This is a genomic window from Variovorax sp. LjRoot130, assembly GCF_964253755.1.
In the GTDB taxonomy this organism is placed as follows: Bacteria; Pseudomonadota; Gammaproteobacteria; order Burkholderiales; family Burkholderiaceae_C; genus Variovorax.
In genome coordinates this window covers 4555805-4574758 of sequence record NZ_CAXURM020000001.1, presented here as the reverse complement: position 1 = coordinate 4574758, position 18954 = coordinate 4555805, and the positions used below count along the sequence as shown (strand labels likewise).

19 protein-coding genes, 1 tRNA gene and 1 pseudogene are annotated in these 18954 nt (G+C 65.5%); 14 read left to right on the top strand and 7 right to left on the bottom strand.

The window, feature by feature from the left end:
• Nucleotides 1-4: 4 nt before the first annotated feature.
• The 5 genes from ACSQ86_RS22845 (at nt 5) to tatC (ending at nt 2391) form a co-directional block, all read left to right on the top strand.
• The gene (locus ACSQ86_RS22845; RefSeq protein WP_093105665.1) at nt 5-394 is read left to right on the top strand and encodes a DUF4870 family protein; all 390 of its coding nucleotides are present in this window, start codon (nt 5-7) and stop codon (nt 392-394) included.
• Complete coding sequence (locus ACSQ86_RS22840) at nt 384-743, top strand: histidine triad nucleotide-binding protein (protein WP_093105668.1); 360 nt, start codon at nt 384-386, stop codon at nt 741-743. The genes ACSQ86_RS22845 and ACSQ86_RS22840 overlap by 11 nt, the downstream gene beginning before the upstream one ends.
• 69 nt (nt 744-812) lie before the next feature.
• The gene (tatA, locus tag ACSQ86_RS22835) at nt 813-1055 is read left to right on the top strand and encodes a Sec-independent protein translocase subunit TatA (RefSeq protein WP_436305176.1); all 243 of its coding nucleotides are present in this window, start codon (nt 813-815) and stop codon (nt 1053-1055) included.
• 13 nt (nt 1056-1068) lie between these two features.
• Nucleotides 1069-1527 (top strand): Sec-independent protein translocase protein TatB, encoded by a 459-nt coding sequence (tatB, locus tag ACSQ86_RS22830; protein ID WP_093105673.1) that lies wholly within the window; start codon nt 1069-1071, stop codon nt 1525-1527.
• 60 nt (nt 1528-1587) lie between these two features.
• The gene (tatC, locus tag ACSQ86_RS22825) at nt 1588-2391 is read left to right on the top strand and encodes a twin-arginine translocase subunit TatC (RefSeq protein WP_093106151.1); all 804 of its coding nucleotides are present in this window, start codon (nt 1588-1590) and stop codon (nt 2389-2391) included.
• Between the two features lie 30 nt (nt 2392-2421).
• Here tatC and ACSQ86_RS22820 read toward each other — a convergent pair whose 3' ends face one another.
• Complete coding sequence (locus ACSQ86_RS22820; protein ID WP_436309632.1) at nt 2422-3585, bottom strand: S1C family serine protease; 1164 nt, start codon at nt 3583-3585, stop codon at nt 2422-2424.
• 226 nt (nt 3586-3811) lie between these two features.
• Between ACSQ86_RS22820 and ACSQ86_RS22815 the strand changes: the two genes are divergently transcribed.
• Nucleotides 3812-4585: a Nif3-like dinuclear metal center hexameric protein gene (locus tag ACSQ86_RS22815; RefSeq protein WP_436293304.1), complete on the top strand. Its 774-nt coding sequence runs from the start codon at nt 3812-3814 to the stop codon at nt 4583-4585.
• Nucleotides 4582-5634, top strand: coding sequence for a 4-hydroxythreonine-4-phosphate dehydrogenase PdxA (pdxA, locus tag ACSQ86_RS22810; protein WP_436305175.1), 1053 nt, complete (start codon nt 4582-4584; stop codon nt 5632-5634). The genes ACSQ86_RS22815 and pdxA overlap by 4 nt, the downstream gene beginning before the upstream one ends.
• On the opposite strand, the gene mscL is transcribed toward pdxA, so the two are convergent.
• Nucleotides 5621-6049: a large conductance mechanosensitive channel protein MscL gene (gene mscL, locus ACSQ86_RS22805; RefSeq protein ID WP_436305174.1), complete on the bottom strand. Its 429-nt coding sequence runs from the start codon at nt 6047-6049 to the stop codon at nt 5621-5623. The two genes, pdxA and mscL, sit on opposite strands and share 14 nt — an antisense overlap.
• 156 nt (nt 6050-6205) lie before the next feature.
• On the opposite strand from mscL, the gene petA reads away from it, so the two are divergent.
• The 6 genes from petA to ACSQ86_RS22775 all read left to right on the top strand — a co-directional run bounded on the left by petA (nt 6206) and on the right by ACSQ86_RS22775 (nt 10440).
• On the top strand, nt 6206-6820 hold the full coding sequence (petA, locus tag ACSQ86_RS22800; protein ID WP_436309631.1) for a ubiquinol-cytochrome c reductase iron-sulfur subunit: 615 nt from the start codon (nt 6206-6208) through the stop codon (nt 6818-6820).
• Nucleotides 6821-6833: 13 nt separating this feature from the next.
• The gene (locus tag ACSQ86_RS22795) at nt 6834-8234 is read left to right on the top strand and encodes a cytochrome b (protein ID WP_436305172.1); all 1401 of its coding nucleotides are present in this window, start codon (nt 6834-6836) and stop codon (nt 8232-8234) included.
• Between the two features lie 16 nt (nt 8235-8250).
• Nucleotides 8251-9006: a cytochrome c1 gene (locus ACSQ86_RS22790; RefSeq protein ID WP_093105689.1), complete on the top strand. Its 756-nt coding sequence runs from the start codon at nt 8251-8253 to the stop codon at nt 9004-9006.
• Nucleotides 9007-9107: 101 nt separating this feature from the next.
• On the top strand, nt 9108-9719 hold the full coding sequence (locus ACSQ86_RS22785; protein WP_093105691.1) for a glutathione S-transferase N-terminal domain-containing protein: 612 nt from the start codon (nt 9108-9110) through the stop codon (nt 9717-9719).
• 20 nt (nt 9720-9739) lie between these two features.
• Nucleotides 9740-10315 (top strand): ClpXP protease specificity-enhancing factor, encoded by a 576-nt coding sequence (locus ACSQ86_RS22780; RefSeq protein WP_436305171.1) that lies wholly within the window; start codon nt 9740-9742, stop codon nt 10313-10315.
• A gap of 49 nt (nt 10316-10364) precedes the next feature.
• Nucleotides 10365-10440 (top strand) — tRNA-Thr (locus ACSQ86_RS22775).
• A gap of 626 nt (nt 10441-11066) precedes the next feature.
• Here ACSQ86_RS22775 and ACSQ86_RS22770 read toward each other — a convergent pair.
• The 5 genes and pseudogenes from ACSQ86_RS22770 to ACSQ86_RS22750 form a co-directional block, all read right to left on the bottom strand.
• Nucleotides 11067-12341: a type II toxin-antitoxin system HipA family toxin gene (locus ACSQ86_RS22770; protein WP_436309630.1), complete on the bottom strand. Its 1275-nt coding sequence runs from the start codon at nt 12339-12341 to the stop codon at nt 11067-11069.
• A gap of 6 nt (nt 12342-12347) precedes the next feature.
• Entirely contained in the window at nt 12348-12680 is a 333-nt protein-coding gene (locus tag ACSQ86_RS22765; protein ID WP_436309629.1) for a helix-turn-helix domain-containing protein, read from the bottom strand.
• Nucleotides 12681-13705: 1025 nt separating this feature from the next.
• Nucleotides 13706-15121, bottom strand: a complete 1416-nt coding sequence (locus tag ACSQ86_RS22760) for a PepSY-associated TM helix domain-containing protein (protein WP_436305168.1) — start codon at nt 15119-15121, stop codon at nt 13706-13708.
• 107 nt (nt 15122-15228) lie between these two features.
• A pseudogene (locus ACSQ86_RS22755) lies at nt 15229-15588 on the bottom strand (DUF2946 family protein).
• 72 nt (nt 15589-15660) lie between these two features.
• A complete protein-coding gene (locus ACSQ86_RS22750; RefSeq protein ID WP_436305166.1) occupies nt 15661-15966 on the bottom strand; it encodes a DciA family protein in 306 nt (101 codons plus the stop codon).
• 191 nt (nt 15967-16157) lie between these two features.
• Here ACSQ86_RS22750 and secA point away from each other — a divergent pair, with 191 nt between their 5' ends.
• Nucleotides 16158-18935 carry a preprotein translocase subunit SecA gene (secA, locus tag ACSQ86_RS22745; protein WP_436305165.1) on the top strand — a complete coding sequence of 926 codons (2778 nt, stop codon included), beginning with the start codon at nt 16158-16160 and terminating at the stop codon, nt 18933-18935.
• Nucleotides 18936-18954 lie beyond the last annotated feature (19 nt).

Below are 18954 nucleotides of genomic sequence, written 5' to 3'. Positions count from 1 at the left end.
CGCCATGCCCAACGACATCGTGACCGTGGAGCCCGACAGCTCGCTCAAGACCTGGGGCTGGATCAGTTACATCCTGCATCTGGTGGTGGCCGTCGGCGCCGTGTTGCCCGGCGCGCAGGCTTCCATCGCGCTGCTCCTGATCGCGCTGGTGATCGATCTGGTCAAGCGCGACGATGCCGCCGGCACCTGGCAGGCGACGCATTTCAGCTGGCGCATCCGCTCGGTGCTGTGGGCCGGCGTGTTGTACCTGCTGACCTCCTGGCTCTGGCTGCTGCTGCTCCTGCCGGGCTGGATCGCCTGGGCGCTGATTTCCCTCTGGTTCCTCTATCGCATCGTCAAGGGGATGGTGCGCATGAATGCCGGACGACCGATGGAGCCTGCGAATGTCCTCTGATCCGAACTGCATCTTCTGCAAGATCATCGAGGGCAAGATTCCCTCGCGAAAGATGTACGAGGACGACGATCTTTTCGGCTTCCACGACATCGCGCCCTGGGCGCCCGTGCATTTCATGCTGGTGCCCAAGCGCCACATCCCGTCGATGGCGCAGGTCACGCCGGACGACGCGGCGCTCCTGGGAAAAATCATGACGCTGGCGCCCAGGCTGGCCATCGAGCAGGGCTGCCGGCCCTATCCGCGGGGCGGCTTCCGCATCGTCGTCAACACCGGTGCCGAGGGCGGGCAGGAGGTCCACCATCTCCATGTCCACGTCATGGGTGGCCCCCGGCCCTGGCTCAAGGGTTGATATTCGCCATTGCCGCGGGTTGTGACATCTGCGCCGACTAAAATCAAACACATTCTTCAGGAGTAATCCATGGGTTCACTTTCCATCTGGCACTGGCTGATCGTGCTGCTCGTCGTCGTGATGATCTTCGGCACCAAGAAGCTCCGCAACATGGGCTCCGACCTCGGCGGCGCCGTCAAGGGCTTCAAGGACGGCATGAAGGACGGTTCGGCAACCGCCGAATCGCCCGCCGCCCCGAATCCGCAGGTGACCGGCAACACCACCGCCGCTGACAAGTCGACGATCGACGTCGAAGCGCGTCAAAAGTCTTGAGACGCATCCGTCCGTGATCGACCTCGGCATCTCGAAAATCGCGCTGATTGGCGCGGTGGCGCTGATCGTCATCGGCCCTGAGAAGCTGCCGCGCGTGGCACGCACCGTCGGCACCCTGCTGGGCAAGGCGCAGCGCTATGTGAACGACGTCAAGGCCGAGGTCAACCGGTCGATGGACCTGGACGAACTGCGCAAGATGAAGGACACGGTGCAGGAAGCCGCCCGCGACGTCGAGCACAGCATCCAGACCGGCGCGAGCGAGTTCGAGAAGCAGTTCTCCGAAAGCGGCCAGACCCTGTCGGAACTGGCCGAGCCCACACCGTCCTACCCCGAGTACAAGCATCCCGGCAAGAACTGGCGCCTGAAGCAGGGCGCTACGCCGCAGTGGTACAAGGCGCGCAACGGCGTTCGCACCCGGGCGCTTTCGGGCGCAGCGCGCGTGGCCCGCTACCGTCCCCACAAAATCAACTAGCCGCAACGCCGATCCGGCCGCGCGCAGCGCATGCCGGACGCCCGCCCGCAGCGCTCCCACATGGCCGATTCCCCCGACAAGAACAAAGAAGACGAACTGGCCGGCACCGAGCAGCCTTTCGTTCAGCACCTGATGGAGCTGCGCGACCGCCTGCTCTATTGCGTCTACGGCCTCGCGGTGGCGGGCATCCTGCTGGCGATCTGGCCCGGCCCGAGCGGGCTGATCGACCTGATCGCGGTGCCGATCCGCGCCCACATGCCTCCCGATGCCAAGCTGATCGCGGTCGGCGTGTTCTCGCCTTTCTTCGTGCCGCTGAAGGCGCTGATGATGGCCGCCGTGCTGCTGACCCTGCCCTGGCTCATGTACCAGTGCTGGATGTTCGTGGCGCCCGGCCTCTACAGCCACGAGAAGAAGTTCGCGCTGCCGCTCATCATCTTCGGCAGCTTCCTGGCCTACGCGGGCATCGCCTTCGTGCAGTTTTTCGTGCTCGACAAGATGTTCGGCTTCATCCAGAAGTTCACGCCCGAAGCGGTGGCGGCGACGCCCGACATCGCGTCCTACGTCGAGGCGATCCTGTCGCTCTATCTCGCCTTCGGCGTCGCCTTCCAGGTGCCGATCGTCGTGATGCTGCTGGTGCGCTTCGAGATGGTCACGATCGAGAAGCTGAAGAGCTTCCGCGGCTATTTCATCGTGCTGGCCTTCGTCGTGGCGGCGGTGCTCACGCCGCCCGACGTGGTCTCGCAGCTCGCGCTGGCGATACCGATGTGCCTGCTCTACGAAGTCGGCATCGTGGCCGCGCGCTACTTCGTGAAACACAGCAAGGCGCCCGAGGAAAACGAGAGCGCCGATTCCGCGCAGCCCTGAGCGGGCGGCGCGACAGCAGCAGCTCGCCGCCTATTCGGGCTCGCCCGGGGCGCGGCGGATCGGGCTCCGCGGCCGCGGGCCCGGCGTGACGTTGAGTTCCATCTTGTCCCTGCCGCGCTGAAGCGCAAATCGCGCCGCATTGCCGGGCTTGAGCCCCGCCACCGCGGTCAGCAGTTCCTGCACGTTGTCGATGCTCTGGTCGCCGACGCCGGTGATCACGTCGCCGGGGCGGATGCCGGCCTGGGCGGCCGGGCCGTTCTGCAGCACGCCCGTGATGATGACCCCCTTGTTCGCCTTGATGCCGAAGGTCTCCGCCAGTTCGGGCGAGAGGTTGTTGGGTTCCACGCCGATCCAGCCGCGCGTGACCTTGCCTTCCTTGACGATGTCTTCCAGCACCTGCTTGGCGGTCGAAACCGGAATCGCGAAGCCGATGCCCAGACTGCCGCCGGAGCGCGAGTAGATCGCGGTGTTGATCCCTTCGAGGTTGCCGTTGACGTCGACCAGCGCACCGCCCGAATTGCCGGGATTGATGGCCGCATCGGTCTGGATGAAGTTCTCGAAGGTGTTGATGCCGAGCTGGTTGCGCCCCAGCGCCGAGACGATGCCGCTGGTGACGGTCTGGCCGACGCCGAAGGGATTGCCGATGGCAAGCACCTGGTCGCCGACCTGCAGGTTGTCGGAGTTGCCCAGCACGACCACCGGCAGCTTGTCGAGCTCGATCTTGAGCACGGCGAGGTCGGTGTCGGGGTCGGTGCCGATCACCTTGCCGCGCGCGTGACGGCTGTCGTTGAGCGTGACGTCGATTTCGTCCGCCCCCTCCACCACATGGTTGTTGGTGAGGATGTAGCCGTCCGTGCTGACGATGACGCCGCTGCCCAGGCCGACCTGGGGCTGGTCGACGCCCTGGTCGCCGAAGAAGAAGCGGAACCACGGGTCGTCGCTGCGCGGACTGCGCCGCGCCGCCTTGCTGGTGTTGATGCTGACCACCGCCGGCGAGGCCTTCTTGGCGGCGGCGCTCAGGCTCCCGGGCGCGATCGCCGTCGGATTGGCGGCTGGCGCCTCGATCACCGAGACCACGCCGCCGAGCGAGGTGGTGCGCTGGCCGACCCACTCGGGCTTGAGCGTCGCGACGACGAAATAGGCCGCGAGCATGACGGTCACGGTCTGGGCGAACAGCAGCCAGGTGCGTTTCATGAAAAACAAGAAAAGAAGGACGTTGAAGTGGGGGGGGCAGCGCGGCTGGCGCCGAAGACTGCATTGTCCCTCAATGGATCTGCTGCCTCGTTCCGCAGACTCGCGCCTGAGTGAATCGGACTGTTTCCGTCTATATGGTGAAAACCCTGAGGCCTGCGACCTTGACCGGGCTCTCCGGGCGCAGCTGTGCGAGACGGCCGGCGCCGCTCGGGTCCACAATGGCGCGATGAGTACGACCCGCCACGAGCTGCTGCATGCGTTCGATCTCCTGCTCGCGCCCGAGCGTTTCAAGGACTACGGCCCCAACGGCTTGCAGGTCGAAGGCCGCACCACGGTGCGCAAGATCGTCTCGGGCGTCACCGCGAGCCGCGCGCTGATCGAGGCCGCGATCCACGCCGAGGCCGATGCGATCTTCGTGCACCATGGCCTGTTCTGGCGTGGCCAGGACGGCCGCGTGACCGGCTGGATGAAGCAGCGGCTCAGCCTGCTGCTCGGGGACGACGTGAGCCTGTTCGCCTATCACCTGCCGCTCGATGCGCATCCGGAGCTCGGCAACAACGCGCAGCTCGGTCTCAAGCTGGGCCTGGTCGCGCACGCCGGTTCGACCGGGCGCTTCGGCGAGCAGGAGATCGGCTTCCTGGGCGCGCGCGACAACGGCGAGAGCTTCGCGAGCGCGAAGGCGCTGGCCGCCCACGTCGAGAAGGCGCTCGGCAAGCCGGTCGTCCTGCTCGACACGGCGCATCGCCCGATCCGCAACATCGCCTGGTGCACGGGCGGCGCGCAGGGCTATTTCGAGGCGGCCATCGCGGCCGGCGCCGATGCCTTCATCACCGGCGAGATCTCGGAGCCGCAGGCGCACTACGCGAGAGAAATGGGCGTCGCCTTCCTCGCCTGCGGCCACCATGCCACCGAGCGCTACGGCGCACCCGCGGTGGCGGCGCACGTGGCCGCGCAGCTGGGCCTGGCGCACCAGTTCATCGACATCGACAACCCGGCGTGAAGCGCGACACCGCCCCGATCGCGATCACGCTCGGCGATCCCGCGGGCATCGGGCCCGAGATCATCGTCAAGTCTTTTCGCGATGCGCCCGGCATCACGCAGGGCTGCTTCGTCGCAGGCGACGTGGACACCGTGCGCCGCGCAGCGCAGGCGCTCGCAGCGCCGGGCAGCCCGGCGCTGCCCGTGGCGCTGATCGATGCGCCGGCAGACCTGGCCGCGATGCCGCCGCGCTGCATCCCCGTGTTGCAGGCTGCGAGCCCGCCGCCGTCGCCCATCGCGCTCGGCGAGATCAGCGCCGCCGCCGGCCGCATCGCCGGCGACTGTGTGCTGTGGGCGGCGCGCGCCGCGCTGCGCGGCGAACTCGCGGCCATCGTCACCGCGCCGCTGCACAAGGAGGCGCTGGCAGCGGCCGGCTTCGCCTTTCCCGGCCACACCGAACTGCTGCAGGCCGAAGCCGCGGCCCATCTGGGCCGGTCGCCGGCCGAGCTGCCGGTGCGCATGATGTTGGCCAACGACGAGCTGCGCACGGTGCTCGTGAGCATCCACATGTCGCTGCGCGATGCGATCGAGGCGGTGACGGTCGACAGCGTGCTGCAGACGCTGCGCATCGCGCACCGCGCACTGGCGGCGGTGCTGGGGCGCGCGCCGAAGATCGGCGTCGCGGGGCTCAACCCGCATGCGGGGGAGGGCGGCCTGTTCGGCTCGGAAGAGCGCGAGATCATCGCGCCGGCCATCGCGGCCGCGCGCGCCGAAGGCATCGATGCCGACGGACCCCATGCGCCAGACACCGTCTTCATGCGCGCCCGCGCAAAGCGCCAAGGGGCGGGCGAGTTCGACGTGGTGATCGCGATGTACCACGACCAGGGCCTGATCCCGGTCAAGTACCTGGGCGTGGAGAAGGGGGTGAACGTGACGCTGGGCCTGCCGCTGGTGCGCACCAGTCCCGATCACGGCACGGCGTTCGACATCGCGGGCCAGGGCATGGCCGATGCCTCCAGCCTGATCGAGGCGATCCGGATGGCGCGCGCGCTGGCGTTCAGGAGCGCTTGAGGCTGTCGCGGATCTCGCGCAGGAGCGCGATGTCCTCCGGCGGCGCGGCTTCAGCGGGTGCTGCTTCCTGCGTTTTGCGCAGCTTGTTGATCTGCTTGACCATCATGAAGATGATGAAGGCCAGGATCACGAAGTTGACCGCGATGGTGATGAAGTTGCCATACGCCAGCACCGGCACGCCGGCCTTCTTGAGCTCGGCCAGGTTGCTGGCCACGCCGGCCGGCGCGGTGCCCAGCACGATGTAGAGGTTCGAGAAGTCGAGCTTGCCGAACACGATGCCGACCAGCGGCATGATGACGTCTGCGACCAGCGAGTCGACGATCTTGCCGAAGGCCGCGCCGATGATCACGCCGACCGCGAGGTCGATCACGTTGCCCTTGACCGCGAACTCGCGAAATTCCTTCAGAACGCTCATGTCGCTTACCTCGCGTCTTTGTTGTTGGACCGCGGCAGTATAGAGGCCGCGTTGCCCTGCATGCGGGGCCTTCGCTCGCGTTGAATTCGCTTGTGACGCTCCGCTACAATCGCCGGTTGACTCCAAGCCCCCAGCGAAGAAGATTTGAGGACCCCCATGAGTGACATCCCCGTCGGCCAACAACGGATCGACAGCAGCAAGCGGACGTGGTTGATCGCATCCGGCTGTGCCGGCGCAGTGGGAGGCGTGGCAACCGCCATCCCGTTCGTGAGCACTTTCCAGCCCTCGGAGAAAGCCAAGGCGGCCGGTGCGCCGGTCGAGGTCGATATCGGTGGCTTGCAGCCCGGCGAGAAGCTTACCGTCGAATGGCGCGGCAAGCCGGTATGGATCCTCAAGCGCACACCGGCCCAGATCGCCGAACTGCCCAAGCTCGACGGCCAGCTCGCCGATCCGCAATCCAAACGCAACCCTGACGAGTTCACCCCGGAATACGCGCGCAACGAAGGCCGCTCGATCAAGCCCGAAGTGCTGGTGGTCGTCGGCATCTGCACCCATCTCGGCTGCTCGCCGATCGACAAGCTGCAGGCCGGTCCGCAGCCCTCGCTGCCCGACAACTGGGAAGGCGGCTTCCTCTGCCCCTGCCACGGCTCGACCTTCGACCTGGCCGGTCGCGTCTTCAAGAACAAGCCCGCGCCCGACAACCTCCCGGTACCGCCGCACATGTACCTCTCCGACACGCGCCTGCTGATCGGCGAAGACAAGAAGGCCTGAGAGGAACAAGAACATGGCTGAATTCAAGGAAATCTCGCCCAATGCCCCCACCGGCGAGAAGCTGCTCAACTGGGTCGACAACCGCTTCCCGCTGACCAAGCTCTGGAACGACCAGTGGGGCAAGTACTACGCGCCGAAAAACTTCAACATCTGGTACATCTTCGGCTCGCTCGCGATGCTGGTGCTCGTGATCCAGATCGTGACCGGCATCTTCCTGACGATGCACTACAAGCCCGACGCAGCGCAGGCCTTCGCGTCGGTCGAGTACATCATGCGCGACGTGCCCTGGGGCTGGCTGATCCGCTACATGCACTCGACGGGCGCCTCGGCCTTCTTCATCGTGGTGTACCTGCACATGTTCCGCGGCCTCATCTACGGCAGCTACCGCAAGCCGCGCGAGCTGATCTGGATCTTCGGCTGCGCGATCTTCCTGTGCCTGATGGCCGAAGCCTTCATGGGCTACCTGCTGCCCTGGGGCCAGATGAGCTACTGGGGCGCGCAGGTGATCGTGAACCTGTTCGCGGCGATCCCCTTCGTCGGCCCTGATCTCGCGCTCCTGATCCGCGGCGACTACGTGGTGAGCGACGCCACCCTCAACCGCTTCTTCAGCTTCCACGTGATCGCGGTGCCGCTGGTGCTGCTGGGCCTGGTGGTCGCCCACCTGATCGCGCTGCACGAAGTGGGTTCGAACAACCCCGACGGCATCGAGATCAAGGCCAAGCTCGACGCCGACGGCCATCCGCTGGACGGCATTCCGTCGCATCCGTACTACACGGTGCACGACATCTTCGGCGTGGTGGTGTTCCTCACGATCTTCTCGGCCGTGATCTTCTTCGCGCCCGAAGCCGGCGGCTACTTCCTCGAGTACAACAACTTCATCCCGGCCGATTCGCTGAAGACGCCGAACCACATCGCACCGGTCTGGTACTTCACGCCCTACTATTCGATGCTGCGCGCGATCACCAGCGAGATGATGTATGTGCTGATCGCCTGCGTCGTGGCCGGCGCCGTCTTCGGCGTCTGGAAGGCGCGCGTCATCGCCTTGATCAAGGGCGCGATCGTGATCGCGGCGGTCATCGTCGCGGTGATGATGCTGCGCGTCGACGCCAAGTTCTGGGGCGTTCTCGTGATGGGCGGCGCCGTCATCATCCTGTTCTTCCTGCCCTGGCTGGACAACAGCCCGGTCAAGTCGATCCGCTACCGTCCGGGCTGGCACTGGTTCGTGTACGGCGTGTTCGTCGTCAACTTCGTGATCCTCGCCTACCTCGGCGTGCAGCCGCCGTCGCCGATCGGCGAGCGCGTGTCGCAGGTCGGAACGCTCTTCTATTTCGGTTTCTTCCTCCTGATGCCGTGGTGGAGCCGCCTCGGCGAATTCAAGCCGGTCCCCGAGCGCGTGACCTTCAGCGCGCACTGACCGGGAGCACACAAGAATGAAGAAACTGATCCTCACGTTGATTGCAGCGCTCGGCTTCGTGGCCGGTGCACATGCCGCCGAGGGCGGCATCGCCTGGGACAAGGCACCGAACAAGACCAACGACCTGGCCGCGCTGCAGAACGGCGCCAAGCTGTTCGTCAACTACTGCCTCAACTGCCATTCGGCGGCGTTCATGCGCTACAACCGGCTGCAGGACATCGGCATCACCGAGCAGCAGATCAAGGACAACCTCCTGTTCACGACCGACAAGGTCGGCGAGACGATGAAGGCCAACCTCGATCCGCGCCAGGCCAAGGAATGGTTCGGCGGCATTCCGCCCGACCTCACGCTGGTCGCCCGTTCGCGCGCCGGCCACGGCGGCACGGGGGCCGACTACCTCTACACCTACCTGCGCACCTTCTACCGCGACGACACCAAGGCGACCGGCTGGAACAATCTCGTGTTCCCGAGTGTCGGCATGCCGCACGTGATGTGGGAGCTGCAGGGTGACCGCCGGCCGGTGTTCGACAAGATCGAATCGCACGGCCACGCCGCCGAGGTATTCAAGGGCTGGGAGCAGGTCGCGCCCGGGACGATGACGCCGCTGCAGTACGACCAGGCGATCGGCGACCTCGTGAGCTACCTTCAATGGATGGCCGAACCCGCGCAGAACACCCGCATCCGCGTCGGCGTCTGGGTGCTGCTGTTTCTCGTCATGGCGTTGGTCTTCGTATGGCGCTTGAACGCCTCGTACTGGAAAGACGTGAAGTAACGAAGCTGAGAACGCGGTCCGGCTTCGCCGGGCGCGCGTCCTTGTGGAGTGGGTTGCCGCCCGGCATGCCCACTCTTTTTAATTTTTAGGAGTCTTTCGCCATGATGGTTTTGTATTCAGGAACGACCTGCCCCTTTTCCCATCGCTGCCGCTTCGTGCTGTTCGAAAAGGGCATGGATTTCGAGATCCGCGACGTCGATCTCTACAACAAGCCCGAAGACATCAGCGTGATGAACCCGTACGGCCAGGTGCCGATCCTGGTCGAGCGCGACCTGATCCTGTACGAGTCGAACATCATCAACGAGTACATCGACGAGCGCTTCCCGCATCCGCAATTGATGCCCGGCGACCCGGTCGACCGCGCGCGCGTGCGCCTGTTCCTGCTCAATTTCGAGAAGGAACTGTTTGTGCACGTCTCCACGCTGGAAAACCGCACCGCCAAGGGCAACGAGAAGGCGATCGAGAAGGCGCGCTCGCACATCCGCGACCGGCTCACGCAGCTCGCGCCCGTGTTTCTCAAGAACAAATACATGCTTGGCGACAATTTCTCGATGCTCGACGTCGCGATCGCGCCGCTGCTCTGGCGCCTGGACTACTATGGCATCGACCTCAGCAAGAACGCCGCGCCGCTCCTGAAGTACGCTGAACGCATCTTCTCGCGCCCGGCCTACATCGAAGCGCTGACGCCGTCCGAAAAGGTGATGCGCAAGTAGTACCTGCAGCTTCGTTTCTCATGATCAACGCGCTCGAGTCTTCTTCCACCCGCCCCTACCTGATACGGGCCCTGTACGAGTGGTGCACCGACAACGGTTTCACCCCCTACGTGGCGGTGCAGGTCGACGATACCGTGCAGGTGCCGCGCGAGTACGTGAAGAACGGCGAGATTGTGCTGAACATCAGCTTCGATGCGACCAGTTCACTCAAGCTGGGCAACGACTTCATCGAGTTCAAGGCCCGCTTCGCCGGCACCGCGCGCGAGATCAGCGTGCCGGTGGGCCGCGTGATCGCGATCTATGCGCGCGAGAACGGGCAGGGCATGGCTTTTCCGGCGCCCGCACCCGCCGCAGTGCCGGCCATCGAGGACCACAGCACGGCCACGACGTCGCCCGCGGCGCGCACGCCCTTGCGAGACGCGTCCCGCGGCACCGAAGGCGATGCGAGCAAGGTCGTCCATCTGGTCGGCGGCGAGGCTTCCGCGGATGACGCGGCGGCAACGACGACGGCGGGCGCCACGCCTTCGGACCCCGAAGACCCGCCGAGGCCCCCGACCAACGGCGGCGCCCGGCCCTCGCTCAAGCGCATCAAGTAGCGGGCCGAGCGGCAGGCGCCGCACCGCTAAAATCCATCCGTACCCCCACGCCGCTTTAGCTCAGTTGGTAGAGCAACCGCCTTGTAAGCGGTAGGTCGTCAGTTCGATTCCGACAAGCGGCACCACTTCCACTCGATTCTCCAGCGGGCAGGGCAAATCCGAGCACGCGACACGATTGCTCAAGATAATTGTCGCTGGCCAGCGGATCAAAGAAGACATCTGCACGGCGCTCGGAGACATTTGGGGACATGGCCCTGCGATATGCAAGCGAAGAGGCTGCTGCATGTGGGCGGCGCGGAATGTCGCGTGCGAAGGATTGCGAAGCACGTCTGCTGCTGCTGCGCGGGTCTGCCTTGTGGAAGACAGAGTAGGGCAGGCGGGTGGAGCGGCGAAGTTGCCCTTTGCAGTAGGCAGAAACCGGCTTCGCCATGTTCGGAACTGAACAAGCGACGTGTTTCAGTCAGGGTCGCAGCTTACGCTGCCGTCGAAGTTCCTGCGGCACGTCAGGCCACGCGGTTGCGCAGCCCGCTTCAAGTGCGCATTTGGATCTTCCCTTTTCCTGGACGCATTTTGCGAAGGTGTCTGTCCCTTGGCGGAATCCGTAACGCGAACAGAGCTCCCGCGCCGCAGCCCCGGCGCCTGGAGCGTCCAGCACCTGGCCCGGCTCGCGGCTCCGTAGTCGGAGCCTCTCCGCTTACGCGCCAGGCGGCTGACGGTCGGTGAGCGTCGACGTCCTGGACGTCTGCGGACGTCAGATTGGCTGAGGCGGCTGCTCCAGAAAGAACGACGGCGGCAGCATCGCGCCCTCGAGGTATTCAAGCGCAGCGCGGTCGACCCCGGCGCGTTCAAAGAACTCTCGCCAGCCGCTGACAACCTTCAGCATGGAGTCGATTTCGTGTTCTGCTTCCGCAGGCGAGAGCCCAAACACGTCGCATTGCGACAGCAGGTTGTAGCGGCTCGCTGCCCGGCCAAATCTCCCAACCTCCAGTGCAAGATCCCGACGTTCCTGAGACACCAGTGGCTTCGGCACGATGTCGTAGGCCGGTGATAACCGCCATCCTCCGGGTCGATGAAGCACCGCGTGATTGCGCGGGTGATCGTCGTTGTTGGTGACCATTGCATTGAAGACCATTCGCTTGAAGAGCTCGCGCCGATCGTCTTCACTTCGAACAGACCAGCGGCGCAGTTCATCGGCGAGCAGAGGGTAAGACCAGCGCGCACGACCTGCATAACCATCTTCTGCGTCAAGCACCGTCAAGCCCGAGATAAGCCCGTAGCGAAGGTAGGCGCCCTTGTCTTCTCGCCACTCCCTGTCGAAACGCTCCAGCATCAGGGCATCCTTTCCGCCGATTGGTTCCAGTCGCGTGCCGCACACTCGAATTCCTGCCGCATCGGCAAGGCGGAGGGTTGCGAACTCAATTCGCTGCATGTTGACCGGGTCGTTTTTCTCGGGGAGCTTGGCCAGCCAGATTTTTTTGCCATCCTCGATAGTCACCTTCGGCCTGGCTCCGCCCATGCTGGTGCCTGGTTCAAGCTCTTCCAGCACTTCGTGGGGAAGCCGACCATCCTCCTCTAGCTTCTCCGCGGCCTCGCAGAGAGCCTCGAGCTGGTGAGTGCGATTGAACGGACGGCGAGTGGCTGGAGGCTCAATAGTCCTGCCGAAGCTCAGGTTGCCGCCACCGTCGTCCGGACCATTAAGCAGGTAGTCCATCTCCTGCAGATCCTCCTCCTTGCGCTGGAGCTTCGCCTGTATGACACGGCGGCCCCAAGCGTCGGGGCTGGCGTCTCGCACGGCGCCAGGAATTCCTTTCAGTTTCGTAAATCGATGCGGGCGTGGGCCGAGCGAAAGGTGGTATTGGTCTAGCGCGACAACATCCTTGCGATCCAAGTAGCGCCGCCCGTAGGTAAAGGTGCCCTCGTAGGAGCCAGAGCCAACCTCGCGAACGCGCAAAGACGCACAGGGCACCGTCTCGAAGGTGCCTGGAAGCTGGATGTAGATGTAGCAGTGCTGGTCAGGGGTGGCCATAAGGGATCAGAAGTCGTTGTCCAGATTCGCCGTGCTGTGGCGAACCCTGGTCGGCCGTCGAGCCGCCTCAAGCACTTTGCCGTGCTCGTCCTGGTCGGGATCGGCCAAGCCCGCCGCCGTCCCCAGAAGGCCAAGCTTCCATAGCACCGACAACACGGTACCAAGCGAGGCTGCGGTTGAGCCGTTCTCGAGCGCGTAGAGGGTCTTGCGAGTGATGCCGCTGGCGCTCGCAAGCTCGTCCTGGGTCATGCGTCGGCGCATGCGAGCAGTGCGCAGACGCTCACCGAAGGTGCGTGCGGCCTGAGAGACTTCGAGAGGTGGGGCGCTTTGTGTGTTCATTTAGAAACTCACTATCCAGCTTAATGAGCAGCATATTACCCGTACCGAGGACTGATGTCGAGGCTGCTTAGCTCATTAAGCACCCGTTATACAGTATATTGGGTATCACTTTACCCAATTAGGCAATGGCCGTGGGCTGGGGCGGCTGCGGATTCGCCGATCAAGTGCCCACGCCAAGAGGGCCACCAGCCCCTGCGCCATAAAGCCGCCGCCCGCGGGGGGATCCGCGTCGGCCGCGGGGGGCCCGGGGATGCATCCGGCACCGGAACCGAGCCCCGCTACCGAACATCATCCGATGACGGAAATGTGTTCGCTTGCGGAAATGCTGGGAGCGCAGCGAAGGGTGGGGCGCCGGCCGTCCTTCGTGAGTGGTAGTAGTCGACGATGCGCGCGGACCACGTTTATCTGAAGTGCCGTCCACGATCGCGATGGGCTGAGTTACGCAGGTGGTCATCGAATGGACTGGCAGTAACACCAGCCGGCAAGGGAAGGGCGGCCTGCATGCCGGTGCGCACGCACGGCGGTTCGGCGTCAAAGCGGCCGAGGCGTCGCCTCGTTTTCGAGTCGGGCGTCCCCTAAGCGTGTGCCCCTGCGCGGATGTAGTTCTGAAAACGGGTATTTCAGAACCCCAAGATGGAGGAGTTCACGCGAACGCGTTACGCGGTTCGTCGGTGACGCTCGCAGCTTGAGGGCTGATACTGGTCGGCCGCCGTGGGTCCATCGAATACCGTCCGGCTCAGCGCTCTCCTGGCTGTGGACCTATGCCCACGGAACGGGAAAGGGGGGCAGAAAGGGGGCAGAAGGGGGCGTTGCACCTTTATCGTCGAGCCCGTTTAAATGAACTTCGCCGCCCTCGCTGGGAAGAGAGCTTGACTTTCCGCCATCCCCCGGCATGTTCGATCCCGACGTCCGGCTTCGCAAGAACCGCCAAAACGCCCAAATTTGATGCCGACAAGCGGCACCACCAGACAGTCCGGAGGTGCTGCGCTGCGCGCCGTGTCCGGAGATGCAAAGTCATTGCTGCTTCAGGCAGCGCCCGCAGGACGCTGGTGTCCTTGCACGAGCAAGGCATCGAGCAGCAGCATCATCAGCAGCGAAGCGCCGACCAGCGGAAACACGACGCCGCCCACAGCCAGCAATGCCACGACGGCGCGCAACGCGCGGCGGTCGGCGGGCATCGGAGGTACGCCCAGGCCACCGGCCGGCCGGCGCTTCCACCACATCAAGCCGGCGCTCACGCACAGCAGCACGATCGCCAGGCAGACCACCACCAGCACGACCTTGTTGGGCACGCCGAACTCCCGGCCCATGTGGACGTTGATGCCCCACTCCAGCCTGCGGCCCAGCGGCCCGTAGTCGGCATAGCGCATGTCGATGAGCCGCCGGCCGCTGTACTGGTCGAGGTGGATGACGCGCTGCTGCGACAGATCGTCGGGATAGACCGAAGCCGTGTAGATGCCGGTGGGCCCGCGCGGCGGGCTGATGGTGTAGCCGCGGGCGATGCCCAGCCCTTCGACGATCGCGATGGCAGCGTCGAGGCCGATGGCCTGGGGCGAAGCCGCCGTCGCAGCCGGCTGCGGCGGCGCGCCATGCCCTGCGTGATCCTCATGTCCGTCCGGTGCGGACCGAGGCAGGCGGGCCTGCTCGAGCGACCAGGCGGTGGGCGCTTGGTCGCCGAGCCGCTGCGTGGACATCGGCACCTGCACGCGCACGCCGGCGGGATAGCCGAAGTTGTGCCCGTTGGCCCACTGGTTGACCTTCGCGCCCCACAGCACCGACCAGGGCATGCCGGTGAAGGCCAGAAAGGCCAGCGCGCTGCCGACCACCAGGCCCGTCACGGCATGCAGGTCGCGCCAGAACACGCGTTGGCGCGGCCGGCCGCGCACAGAGAGCACCCCGCCGCTGCGCCCGCGCGGCCACCAGAGATAGATGCCGGTGAGCACCAGCAGGATGGCCCAGCCGCCCGCGATCTCGATCGCCCCGCGCGCCACCGGCCCGAAGTACTTCAGGCTGTGGAGTCGGCGGATGGTCCAGGCCACCGTCGCGCGATCGGGCAAGGCGCCCAGCACCGCGGCGCGATAAGGGTCGACGAACACCGCGAGCTGTTCGCCCTGGGCGGTCGCGATGCCGACTTCCGCCGAGTCGGTCGCTGCGCTTGCGGGCGTGTACTTGAGCAGCCGCCCGGGATGTGCCGCCAAGGCTGCGGCGACCACCTCCCCATGGGGCCGCATGGACCCCCTGGCGACCGGCACGGTCTTCAGCTCGCGATGAAAGAAGCCATCGACCTCTGCCTTGAAGACGTACAGGCCGCCTGTGATGGTCAGCCAGATCAGAAAGGGCAGCACCAGCAGGCCGGCATAGAAGTGCCAGCGCCATACGGCGCGATAGAGGCCGTCGGCAGCACCGGCGCGCGCGGGTGCCTCATGGGTCATTGAATTCATGGAAGGGCTCTTCGGCGCCGTGGAGCGCCGATGCATGGCAAGCAAGGAAGTCCGGGCGCCAGCGCCCGTCCTGCGGGGCGCGGTGCGCTACCGGTTCGAAGGCAGGCTCAGAGCGCTGGCGGCCCGCGCGCGGGCAGCGGCGCGGCGGTGGCCGCGGCGATGCGTGCGGCCGGAATGGGCTGGACCGCATGGGCCAGCGGGAGAGGACTCGGCAGCGCAACCGCTGCTGCGGGTGGCGGCGCGCCGGTCAACACGCACAGCGGGCAGTCCATGTGGCTCATGCCCAGCTCCTGCGCGCCGTCGTCGGTCTGCACAACCATCTTGACGGCGCCGGCACTGGAACAGACCAGCTCCACCGCCTACGGATTCACGATCGGCGAGGCGACCGCCACGCCCAGCGACAGCGCGAACCACAGCAGCACGAAGCGGCCGAGCTTGAGCAGGCGGATCCGGGGTACGCAGGACATGGGAGGCGCGATGCTCCGTTGGAGCACGGCGTCGACGACACGCGCGAGTGGCGGCGGCTGACGCTCTTGCTTTCAGCGGCGCGCGAGCACCTTGATGCGAAGCGTCACGTCGTCCCAGCCTCTGGATTTCAGCCGCGTCTGAAGCAAAGGCACCAGCTGGCGCAGTTTGGCCGCGGCGGCGCTGCCCTGCACCAGCAGGCACCAGGTGCCGCCTTCGACGGGACCGGCCTGCACGGCGGGGCGCAGCTCGGGCGGAATCAGTTCCTGCACCGCCTGCAATCGCTCGCTCGCGTCGCGCGCGCGCGCGGCGAGGCTGGCCAGGGTGGGCGAATCCTGTGCGGCCTGCTGCAAACTGACGGGATTGAAACGGCGGTTCATCGGGGAAGAAGGGGGGGAGCCTCAGAGTGGCAACGCGGCTAAAATGCCCGGTTTGCCGGCGTTCGCGCCGGCGGGGTCCGTTTGCCTTGGCGTGTTGATTTTGCGCCAGGCGCGCCCACCTGCTTTCACCTATCTTAGGAATTTCGGTCGCGGTGCCCGCATGCGTTGGGGTTCCTGTCGACCCTGCTCGCATGGCCACCAACTTCCTGACCCAGATTTTCGGCAGTCGCAACGACCGGCTCCTCAAGCAGTATCGCAAGACGGTCGAACGCATCAATGCGCTCGAACCCGACTTCGAGAAGCTCAGCGACGATGCGCTGCGTGCCAAGACCCAGGAGTTCAAGGACCGGCTGGGGCGCGGCGAGACGCTGGACGACCTGCTGCCCGAGGCTTTTGCGACGGTGCGCGAAGGCTCCAAGCGCGTCATGAAGATGCGCCACTTCGACGTGCAGCTGCTCGGCGGCATGGCGCTTCACAACGGCAAGATCTCCGAAATGCGCACCGGCGAGGGCAAGACGCTCACCGCGACGTTGCCGGTGTACCTGAATGCGCTGACCGGCAAGGGCGTGCACGTGGTGACGGTGAACGACTACCTCGCCAACCGCGACGCCCGCTGGATGGGCCGCCTCTACAACTTCCTCGGGCTCTCGGTCGGCATCAACCTGCCGCAGATGCCGCGCGAGGAGAAGCAGCAGGCCTACGGCAGCGACATCACCTACGGCACCAACAACGAGTACGGCTTCGACTACCTGCGCGACAACATGGTCTACGAGACGCAGGACCGGGTGCAGCGCGGGCTGAACTACGCCATCGTCGACGAGGTGGACTCGATCCTGATCGACGAGGCGCGCACGCCGCTCATCATCAGCGGCCAGGCCGAGGACCATACCGAGCTGTACCTCGCGATCAACAAGGTCGTGCCGCTCTTGACCAAGCAAGAGGGCGAGGCCGATCCGCGCACCGGCGAGGGCGTCACGAAGCCGGGCGACTTCACGGTCGACGAGAAGACGCACCAGGTGTTCATGACCGAAGACGGCCACGAGAAGGCGGAGCAAATCCTCTCCGAATTCAAGCTGCTGCCCGAGGGCGCTTCGCTCTACGATCCGGCCAACATCACGCTGATGCATCACCTCAATGCCGCGCTGCGTGCGCGGCATCTCTACCACCGCGACCAGCACTACGTGGTGCAGCAGGGCGAAGTGGTGATCGTCGACGAGTTCACAGGCCGCCTGATGACCGGCCGGCGCTGGAGCGACGGCCTGCACCAGGCCGTCGAAGCCAAGGAAGGCGTGGAGATCCAGGCCGAAAACCAGACGCTCGCCTCGATCACCTTCCAGAACTATTTCCGCCTCTACGCCAAGCTGGCGGGCATGACGGGCACGGCCGACACCGAGGCCTACGAGTTCCAGGAGATCTACGGTCTGGAGACCACGATCATTCCGCCCAACCGCCCGAGCCGGCGCGAGGACCAGCTGGACCGCGTCTACAAGACCACGCGCGAGAAGTACGACGCGGCCATCGAGGACATCCGCGAGTGCTACGAGCGCGGCCAGCCGGTGCTGGTCGGTACCTCGTCGATCGAGAACTCCGAAATCATCGACGGCCTGCTCGCCAAGGTCGACCTGCCGCACCAGGTGCTCAACGCCAAACAGCATGCGCGCGAGGCCGAGATCGTCGCGCAGGCGGGCCGGACCAAGATGATCACGATCGCGACCAACATGGCGGGTCGCGGTACCGACATCGTGCTCGGCGGCAACGTCGAGAAGGCGATCGAGGCGGTGGAGGCCGACGAGGCGCTCGATCCTTCGGCCAAGGCGGCCGAAATTGCACGCCTGCGCACCGAGTGGGACAAGGACCACGAGTTCGTGAAGTCGGTCGGTGGCCTGCGCATCATCGCCACCGAGCGGCACGAGTCGCGGCGCATCGACAACCAGCTGCGCGGCCGCTCGGGCCGGCAGGGCGACACGGGCTCTTCGCGCTTCTACCTGAGCCTGGACGATCCGCTGATGCGCATCTTCGCGGGCGACCGCGTCAAGGCGATCATGGACCGCCTCAAGATGCCGGACGGCGAAGCCATCGAAGCCGGCATCGTCACGCGCAGCATCGAGAGCGCGCAGCGCAAGGTCGAGGCGCGCAATTTCGACATCCGCAAGCAGCTGCTGGAGTACGACGACGTCTCCAACGACCAGCGCAAGGTGATCTACCAGCAGCGCAACGACATCCTCGACGCGGGCGATCTCACGGCGCAGATCGAGGCGCTGCGCGAAGGCTGCTTCAGCGACCTGGTTCGCCAGTACGTGCCGGCCGAATCGGTCGAAGAGCAATGGGACCTCGCCGGCCTCGAGAAGGTGCTGGCGGCCGAGTGGGGCATCGACATCCCGCTGCAGAAAGACGTGGAGGCTTCGAGTGCCATAGGCGATGAGGACATCGTCGAGAAGGTGGTCGCCGCGGCCAACGAAGCCTTCAACGCCAAGGTGGCGCTGATCGGCCAGGAGAACTTCACCCAGTTCGAGCGCATGGTGCTGCTGCAGAGCATCGACACGCATTGGCGCGAGCACCTGGCTTCGCTGGATTACCTGCGCCAGGGCATCCACCTGCGCGGCTACGCGCAGAAGCAGCCCAAGCAGGAATACAAGCGCGAGGCCTTCGAGCTCTTCGGCCAGTTGCTCGACTCGGTGAAGAACGAGGTCACGCGCCAGCTCATGACGGTGCGCGTGCAGACCGGCGAGCAGTTCGAGGAAGCGGCGGAGGAGCTGGGAAGCCGCGGCGAGAACCTGTCCAACATCACCTACACCGCGCCGACCGAGACCGGCGAGGTCGAAGTGCGGGTCGACGAAGAAAGCCTGCGCCGCCAGGCCACCTCGGGCCTGAGCGTTGGTGCCGCCGCCTTTGCGCGCGTCGGCCGCAACGACCCCTGCCCCTGCGGCAGCGGCAAGAAGTTCAAGCATTGCCACGGCAAACTCAATTGATGCACAGCAGGACCTCGCC